This window comes from Methylobacterium sp. CCH5-D2 (assembly GCF_001556475.1).
GTDB lineage: Bacteria > Pseudomonadota > Alphaproteobacteria > Rhizobiales > Beijerinckiaceae > Methylobacterium > Methylobacterium hispanicum.
Genome location: NZ_LSIX01000071.1, coordinates 1 through 7,745 on the forward strand (window position 1 = coordinate 1; position 7,745 = coordinate 7,745).

A 7,745-nucleotide genomic window follows, 5' to 3' on the forward strand; every position below is an offset into this window, starting at 1 on the left:
GACCCTCCACATCACGACGCCCTTCGGGCGGCGATCGCTGACGGCTGCGCAGGTGCGTGCGCAGGCGAACGCGGACGGCTGCCCGCGCGAGACCACCGTCCAGAAGTGGACCGTGCTCCGCGATATCACCGAGGCACGCGCGCAACTCGGCCTTTCGGCGCCGAGCCTTGCCGTGCTCGACGCGCTCGCGTCCTTCCTGCCCGAGACCGCTCTGCAGATCGGGGAGGGGCCTGGGCTCGTCGTTTTCCCGTCGAACCGGGCGCTGGGCTCGCGCACGCGCGGCATGGCCGAGGCCACGATCCGGCGTCACCTCGCCGCCCTGGTCGAGGCTGGAATTGTCATCCGCCGGGACAGCCCGAACGGAAAGCGCTACTGTCGGCGCGGGGTAGGGGGCCAAGTCGCCCAGGCCTACGGCTTCGACCTTACCCCCCTCGTCGCGCGCGTGGCCGAGTTCGCCCGGATGGCCGAGGCCGTGCGCGCCGCGGCGCTGGCGCTGCGCATCGCCCGCGAGCGCGTCACGCTGCTGCGCCGGGACTGCGCGAAGCTGATCCAGGCCCTAGAGGTGGCAGAGGGCGCACTGGGCGCCGCGGAGCCACTGCGGTGCCGCTACGGCGCGATCCTGGGCGCCGTGCCCCGCGTGCCCACCCGAACCGATCTGGATGTAGTTGCCGAAGCCCTGATGCACTTGGCTGCCGATGTAGGTAAGCTGTTGCTCTCACTTCACGAAGAGACAGAATCGAGCGGCAATCCCGATCAGGATGAGCGGCACAGTCAAAATTCAAACCCCGAGCCTTTTAGTTCTGAACCGGCCTCCGGGATGAGGCAGAAGGAATCGGCACCGCCCGGCCCGGTGAGCGGCGCGGCGCCAGCGCGTGGCGGGGCAGGGCAGGGGACGGCCGCCTCCCATCTCCCAATTCGCGCCATCTACCCGCTCGGCCTCGTTCTCGACGCCTGCCCCGACATCCGGGACTACGCCCGGGGCGGCATCGGCTCCTGGCGAGAACTCGTCGACACCGCAGAAATCGTCCGCTCTATGCTCGGGATCAGCCCGCATGCCTGGGATGAAGCACGGGAAGTGATGGGCGAGGATGCAGCAGCGGTGACGGTCGCAGCGATCCTGCAACGGGCCGAACACATCAAGGCGCCGGGCGGATATCTGAGAACGCTTGTGGAACGAAAGCGTCGGGGCGAGTACAGTCTCGGGCCAGTGCTTCAGGCGCTGAACCGGGCGCAGTTGAAGGGGAGGGTGGCTTGAACGAGCCGGACGACAGCACCCGCGAACTGGCCGCGGTCATCGAAAGCGACCTCCGTGTGAGCGGCCCCCGCATGCCGGACGAGTTCCGGGCTGAGCTGGACGAGTGCTATCGCTCGCTCATGCCCGAGCAAGTAATCGAAATGGAGACCGAGCACGATCAGGCCACGTAGATGCTAACGATGAAGCTGGCCATCCGCCTCCGCTACGAATCCATCTTCAGCGTCGCCCTATGCTGCCAGAACCCGGATGCGCTCGTTGTCTTCGGCGACAACCTCGCAGGCTGGGGAAAGGGCGGACAAGCCGTGACCCGGGACGAGCTGAACGCATTTGGCATCCCGCTGATGTGGGTGCCGCGGTGAGATGCGGGGGCCTACCTGACGGATCTACCAGTGATACAACAGGCGGCCACCCCGATCTTCGCCCCGCTGCGCACGCACCTTGAAGCCGGCGGCACGGTGATCTGGCTAACGAGCGGGACCGGGACGGGACTGGCGGAACTGCCCGCCCGCGCGCCAAGGATCTGGGCCATGCTGGAACGAGCAGGGGTGCGATTGGTGGCGAGGAACGAGAGGGGAGGGCGGTGTGAACGATGTCCTAATTCGCTGCGGCGTTGGCTGCGGACGCGCCCTCACCTTCGCCCGGATGCGCGAGGGCCAGCGCGGACCGCAACGCATCCTGTGCGAGGCCTGTGCGGGGGAGAAGCTGATCCGCGAGTGCGGATCGGATCTTGGATGCAAGAGTGAGGAGGCGGAGGCTATCGCCGCCCGGCTCATAACCCGCCTCATCCCAGAGCAAAGCGCCCATGCCTGATCCCACGACAGGCGATCTCAGCAAGGCTGGCTCCGTTCACGACGACGAGCTCATCAGGGCAGTGGACGCGGTGCTTGCGAAGCCCGAAACGGGGCCGTACCCAATCGGCGGCGGCTATCTGCTCGATTTTGCCGCGAAGATCGAAGCGCATGAGCCTTCCGCGAATGCGCTGGCCGATCCCGAAGCGAAACCCGGCTGGCGGCGCACCGCGATCCTGATGGCGCGGCCGGTCAAGGGATGATGTCATGGCTGACGATCCACCCCTCAGGCGATCAAGAAGGACTGGCGGGAGGCGGTGGCGGGCCAGCGCGTGCAGACGATCAAGCCGACGGGCCAGCACAGCATCTTCAAGAAGGAGGGTGCCCTGGAGTTCGGCACCGAACTCGTCGCGGCGCCCGACAGATCGATCTGCGCGCTGCTCGGCGCCTCGCCCGGCGCCTCGACGGCAGCCTTCATCGCCCTGGAGGTGCTCCAGACCTGCTTCGGCGATCGCCTGACACCGGACGCGTGGCTGCCGCGGCTGAAGGAGGTCATCCCGACCTACGGCATCGACTTGAAGCGGGACGCGGACGCCTGCCGCCGGACCCGCGCCGATCCTCAAGATCGAGAACGTCTGATCCCGTCACGGGTGCAGTACGGCGGCCCCATCTCCCGTCACACCGCGCTGCTCCTCAAGCCACGGCGCGCGCCAACTCCCGCACCTGCTGCGTGGCCGCCTCGACGCGACCGCTCGCGGCCGCGATGGCCTCGACGCCGGCCGCGATCCCGGCCGCGCCCTGCGAGGCCGTCTGCATGCTGCCCGACATCTCGCGCATGACTGCGGACTGCTCCTCCACCGCCGCCGCGATCGCCGCCGAGACCTCGTTCAGCGCCCGGATCGAGCTCTGGATCGAGCCGATCGCCTCCACCGCCTCCCGCGTGGCCGCCTGCGTCGCGCCGATTTGCCCGCGGATCTGGTCGGTGGCTTTGGCCGTCTGCTCGGCCAGCGCCTTCACCTCGGCCGCCACCACCGCGAAGCCCTTGCCCGCCGCCCCGGCGCGGGCCGCCTCGATCGTCGCGTTCAGCGCCAGCAGGTTCGTCTGGCTGGCGATGCCCTGGATCATCGCCACCACCTCGCCGATCTGCGCCGCCTGCCCGCTCAAGCCCGCGACGATCCCCCCGGTGTGCTGAGCCTTCTCGACCGCCTCGCCGGCCATGCGCGCGGCGTTGCTCACCTGCTGGCTGATCTCGCCGACCGAGGCCGACAGCTCCTCCGCCCCGGCCGCCACCGCCTGGATGTCGCCCGCCACGCGCCCGACCGTGCCGGCGGCATCCGCCGTCTGACGGCTCACATCCTCGACCGCCTGCCCGATGGCGTCGAGGTCGGTGCCGATCGCCCGCTGCGCCTCGGCCCGGCGCTGCCGCTCCAGCACCTGCGCGGTCACGTCGACGGCGAACTTCACCACCTTGACCACGCGCCCGTCCGCGTCGGTGATCGGGTTGTAGGTGCCTTGGATGAACACCGCCCGGCCGCCCCTGGCGATGCGCCGGAACTCACTCGACTGGAATGTGCCGCGCGCCAGCGCCGCCCAGAACTCGCGGTAGGCGGGGCTCGCCCGCTCGGCCTCGTCCATGAACAGGCTGTGGTGGCGGCCCCTCACCTCGTCGAGGTCGTAGCCCATCACGGCGAGAAAGTTGGCGTTGGCGTCGAGGATGGCGCCGTCCGGCGCGAATTCGATCACCGCCTGCGAGCGGTGGAGCGCCGCGATCTGGCCGGCGAGGTCGAGATCGCGCGCCTTCTGCGCGGTGATGTCGGTGGCGACCTTGACGATCCGGACCACGCGTCCGGCCCGGTCGTGCACGGGATTGTAGCTCGCCTGGATCCAGATCTTGCGCCCATCCTTGCCGATCCGCTTGAAGGCGGCGGCCTGGTAGGTGCCGCCGCGCAGGCCATCCCAGAACGCGCGGTACTCCGGGCTTTCGCGGTAAGCGGGTTCGACGAACAGGCCGTGGTGCTGCCCCTGCACCTCGGCCAGGGTATAGCCGACGACGGCGAGGAAGTTGACGTTCGCGGTCAGGATCGTGCCGTCGGGCTTGAACGCAATGATCGCCTGGGAGCGATCGAGGGCTCGGAAATTGGCGCTCGCGCCGTCAGCCTTGAGGTCGAACATCGCTGATCCGCTGGCAGGATAGGAGACATTTATTCTATTGAGCGTCACAAAAACTTAATAATCGGCAAAGGTCCCGATCCCGAAGTCGCCATACGATAAAAAATCTTGAACTGAGCTATAGCTGCGCACGGAATGGATTAGGCTTTCCGGCCGAGATGCCGGTCTGCGGCACCACAGAGGCGTCGATCCGATCCAATGCACCGTTCTGCGCGCGTCACGTCTTCGACTGATTTGTCAGGCCGCGGGTCTGTACACCCCAAAACGCATCCGTCGCTTCGCAGTAGGCTCGGGATCTCTGGCCGAGGCGATCGGCGATCAGCGAGAAGTCGAACGCGTCCGCCCCATCGGCGTGCTGGAGCGCTTCGAGGAACCCGGTCGCCAGTGCGTCGCCTTCTTCCGCCGGCCCGTTCTCCAGGGCCCGCTCGCACTGGCGGAGGACGTCCGCCACGGCGGCACGAAGCAGCATGCCGTGTCCATGGATGAAGACTCGTGCCAAGGCCGCGGCCACGACGGTCGCGGGCGGCGGGTCCGGTGACCAATCCGCACCGAGGGCGTCGAGCGCGTCCCGCGCTCCCGGCAGGAGCTTCGCTATGCCGTCGAGGTGAGGGGTGGGCATGCGCACGCCTCGATGCCGTCGGTCATCACGCCGGTCGCGGTCTCACGCCAGCGGGTAGGGCCCGAGGAACAGGTCACCGAGCGCGCGCCGCCGCAGGTAGGTCAGCCGGCGGCGGCGCAGGTGCTCGGGCCGATCGTGCAGCAGGTGGCAGCGCTGGCACCACGCCGCGAGATCCCGGTCGCCGTTCAGGCTGGTGTCGTGCGCCCGGTGGCACGTCGCCAGGATCGGCAGCGTCAGTCGCGCCCCGGCCAGGGCGGAGAGCTCCGGCGGGCGCCGCAGCGGCCGCCCGCGCCCGGAGCGCCAGGATCCGGCCTCGGCGTCGTACCACGTGCCCGCGTCGAGGCAGACGATCACCTGTCCGTGCGGCCGGCCGCAGGCCTCGCAGCGTCCGCCGGCCCGGCCGAAGCGGATCGCGGCCGAGAGCTGCGGCCAGTCGATCGGGTAGAAGTAGCGGTGTTCGGGGCGGATCGGCACGATGCGGCCACGCTAGCACGGCCGGGATGAAGGCGAATCCCCCCTTCCTCTCGACCGCGCGGCTTATGTCGCGGGGGTGTCCTGAATTGACAGGCGCCCCCCGCTTGGCTCGACAGAGGACAGGCCGTGCGGGCTCCTGGCGAGACCGCATGACGAGCGAGGCCCGATGAGCACACGCGACGAGCAGTCCCGTCCGTCGATCCCCGGCCGCCCGCGCCGGCCGGCAGCCAAGCCCGCGCCGCGACCCGTCCGGCCGACGCTTACCCTCAAAGGCACCGCTCCCGCCGCCATGCCCGAGCCGCTCGCTCCGGTCGCACCGGTCGCCCAGGTCGGACCTGCGCCCGCAGAGCCGCCCCCGCTGGCTCCGGCCGAGCCGGTCACGGCGCCGGCTCGGATCAGGCCGAAGCCACCCTTCGAGCCCTGGACGGACACGATCGGGCCGATCCGGGCCAGGCCGTTCGACGTCGCGCGGGCCCGCCGTCTCGACGGCCTCCTCGTCGCGCCGATCGCCGTGCTCCCGACCAGAGAGGGCGAGGTCGTGCGCCCCTTCCGGATCGGCCTCGGCGCCGAGATCGCCGCGCGCTGCAAGCCCGACGTGCCGGCCGCCGAGCTGAAGCGGGCCATCCAGGACTACGCGCGCAGCTTCCTCTACCTCTTCGCCGTGGCGCAGCCCGGCTCGATGCGCCACGACGCCGACGGCAATCCGGTCGAGCCTGTCAGCGAGGTCGACCGCCACGACGCGCAGCGCGGTTGCCAGAGGCTCATCGCGCGGGATCGGCAACGCAAGGCCGAGCGCGCAGCACGAGCCATCCGGGAGACTGGTGCTGCCCTCAGCGCCGATCCGGCCGGCACCCCTGCGCCGTCGGCGCCGCCTTCGCCTCCCGGCCCGGCCGGTCGCTGAGCGCCAGCCCCTCGTGCAGCAGGATCGCCCCCACCGCGCCCGTCGGCACCTGCAACGATCCGAGCGTCCGGCCGTCGCGGTCCGTCTCCCCCGACCGCACCAATTCGACGGGCTGGCCGCGGATCAGGCCGGCCACGCGCTCCTTCGCGCGCAGGCCGGCGATCCGTTCCGCCTCGCAATCCGGGTGGAACACCTCGGGCGCATCGATCTCGGTCAGCCGGACCTTCTCGGCGCAGCTCCGAGTGGGGACGGCGCAGGGCAGGACGACGGTATCGCCGTCGAGCACGATCAGTTGGTCGCCGTCGTCGCGTTCGGCCCAGCCCGGTCCCGCGGTCAGGAGGCTGCCAAAGGCCAAGGCCGTCGCCAGCGCGGCAGATCTCGCGCCGATCATCGTCAGCCTCCGAACGCCCGGATCGGGATGCCACGCGGGCGCCCGGGCGTGTCGCGATCGTAGGTCAGGTTGCCGAAACCCATCTGGGTTGCGTCGACTCATTCCGCCTCGCGCCGGCCCAGCACCAGGGCGCCGCAGTGGTCGATGCGGATGATGCCGGCGGTCGGGTGGACCCCGAACAGGTCCAGCTCGCTCCAGCCGAGATCGACAGCCCGCGCTCCGAACCGATCGAGGAAGCTCAGCATGGCCGCATGCTTCCTCTGCCACGCCTCGCCGAACAGCCCGGGGCAGGGGGAGGTGTCCGGGTCCAGGGCCGCGAGGCGCGCACGCCAGGTGCGCAGGTCGGGGTGGGCGGTGTCGGGGGCCGCGGAGCATGACATGCCGGCCCCTTATCGCATGCGTGCCCGTCCGTTTCATCCGTCTGGAGGTGCGGGAGCCGGAGGAGGCCAGTCACTTGGTTCGAGGGGCGGCATCGCTGCTCAATCGGGTTGCTTTGCGCTCCTTGCCGGATCGTCGCCCGAGTTCGTGTGAGCTGACGTTACAATGGAGCGGATTTGCTTTCATGCTCTTGCTGAGCAGATCTTCCCGGTGCTGCACAGCATCGATACGGATCCGGTGCGTTCCTCCTGAGACCAGAACGCAACCTGGGTGCCCCCTTTCGGGGGCACCTTTTTTGTCGCGGCGCGCTTTACACCGGATTGAGCGCGTTCGCCCTCCGATCGGCCCGCGTCTCCTGGCCGAGCGTCCCGGCCCCGGTTAGAACCTGCCCCGGACGGGTCGGGAACACGCATGGTCGACGCGGCACCTCACGTCCCGGGGCAGGCCGACCCGCAGGGTCAGCCCGCGCCGGCCGTCCAGCGACCGCTCACCAGCCTGGAGCAGGCGTTGCTGGCGGCCCTCACCGACGCGTTCGTCTCCACGTCCGTCCTGAGGTCCAGAGCGCGGCTGATCGCCGTCGGCACGGCCTGCCGGATGACGGTGAAGATGCTGGGGCTCAACCTGCCGCTCGCGCCGATCAGCGCGGCCTGCGACGAGCTCGAGCGGCGCGGCCTGGCCCAGTGTGAGGGAAAAACCGCGCGCTTCGTGCGCTGGCGCCGGGCCGAGCGGCCGCGCTGAGGCTCGCAGAGTCGGAGGGGGCCGGGCCCTGC

Annotated in this window: 11 protein-coding genes and 1 pseudogene; 7 read left to right on the forward strand and 5 right to left on the reverse strand. The window is 70.0% G+C overall.

Translation table 11 applies throughout. From position 1 onward, the window contains the following. The 5 genes and pseudogenes from repC to AX737_RS31695 all read left to right on the forward strand — a co-directional run. Nucleotides 1–1,255 (forward strand): plasmid replication protein RepC (gene repC, locus AX737_RS01625; protein WP_348626794.1); only part of this gene is annotated, 1,255 nt, incomplete at its 5' end. After that, nucleotides 1,252–1,425: a hypothetical protein gene (locus AX737_RS32830; RefSeq protein WP_156453466.1), complete on the forward strand. Its 174-nt coding sequence runs from the start codon at nucleotides 1,252–1,254 to the stop codon at nucleotides 1,423–1,425. The genes repC and AX737_RS32830, both read left to right, overlap by 4 nt. Before the next feature lie 9 nt (nucleotides 1,426–1,434). After that, nucleotides 1,435–1,614, forward strand: coding sequence for a hypothetical protein (locus AX737_RS01630; protein WP_156453467.1), 180 nt, complete (start codon nucleotides 1,435–1,437; stop codon nucleotides 1,612–1,614). Nucleotides 1,615–2,057: 443 nt separating this feature from the next. After that, on the forward strand, nucleotides 2,058–2,306 hold the full coding sequence (locus AX737_RS01640) for a hypothetical protein (protein ID WP_082772814.1): 249 nt from the start codon (nucleotides 2,058–2,060) through the stop codon (nucleotides 2,304–2,306). 21 nt (nucleotides 2,307–2,327) lie between these two features. Further along, nucleotides 2,328–2,657, forward strand: a pseudogene (locus AX737_RS31695) (malate:quinone oxidoreductase); the annotation flags it as partial. Between the two features lie 79 nt (nucleotides 2,658–2,736). Here AX737_RS31695 and AX737_RS01650 read toward each other — a convergent pair. From AX737_RS01650 to AX737_RS01660, 3 genes are all read right to left on the reverse strand, one after another. After that, nucleotides 2,737–4,215 carry a PAS domain-containing methyl-accepting chemotaxis protein gene (locus AX737_RS01650; RefSeq protein ID WP_066918474.1) on the reverse strand — a complete coding sequence of 493 codons (1,479 nt, stop codon included), beginning with the start codon at nucleotides 4,213–4,215 and terminating at the stop codon, nucleotides 2,737–2,739. Between the two features lie 214 nt (nucleotides 4,216–4,429). Then, a complete protein-coding gene (locus tag AX737_RS01655) occupies nucleotides 4,430–4,837 on the reverse strand; it encodes a hypothetical protein (protein ID WP_156453468.1) in 408 nt (135 codons plus the stop codon). Nucleotides 4,838–4,873: 36 nt separating this feature from the next. Next, nucleotides 4,874–5,305: a hypothetical protein gene (locus AX737_RS01660; RefSeq protein WP_066918478.1), complete on the reverse strand. Its 432-nt coding sequence runs from the start codon at nucleotides 5,303–5,305 to the stop codon at nucleotides 4,874–4,876. Between the two features lie 166 nt (nucleotides 5,306–5,471). Here AX737_RS01660 and AX737_RS36720 point away from each other — a divergent pair, with 166 nt between their 5' ends. Continuing rightward, on the forward strand, nucleotides 5,472–6,206 hold the full coding sequence (locus tag AX737_RS36720) for a ProQ/FINO family protein (protein ID WP_156453469.1): 735 nt from the start codon (nucleotides 5,472–5,474) through the stop codon (nucleotides 6,204–6,206). On the opposite strand, the gene AX737_RS01670 is transcribed toward AX737_RS36720, so the two are convergent. Then, nucleotides 6,136–6,597, reverse strand: a complete 462-nt coding sequence (locus AX737_RS01670; RefSeq protein WP_066918482.1) for a thermonuclease family protein — start codon at nucleotides 6,595–6,597, stop codon at nucleotides 6,136–6,138. The genes AX737_RS36720 and AX737_RS01670 overlap by 71 nt on opposite strands. A gap of 98 nt (nucleotides 6,598–6,695) precedes the next feature. Further along, entirely contained in the window at nucleotides 6,696–6,977 is a 282-nt protein-coding gene (locus AX737_RS01675) for a hypothetical protein (protein WP_066918484.1), read from the reverse strand. 409 nt (nucleotides 6,978–7,386) lie between these two features. Between AX737_RS01675 and AX737_RS01680 the strand changes: the two genes are divergently transcribed. Further along, entirely contained in the window at nucleotides 7,387–7,713 is a 327-nt protein-coding gene (locus AX737_RS01680) for a hypothetical protein (RefSeq protein WP_066918486.1), read from the forward strand. Nucleotides 7,714–7,745: the final 32 nt, after the last annotated feature.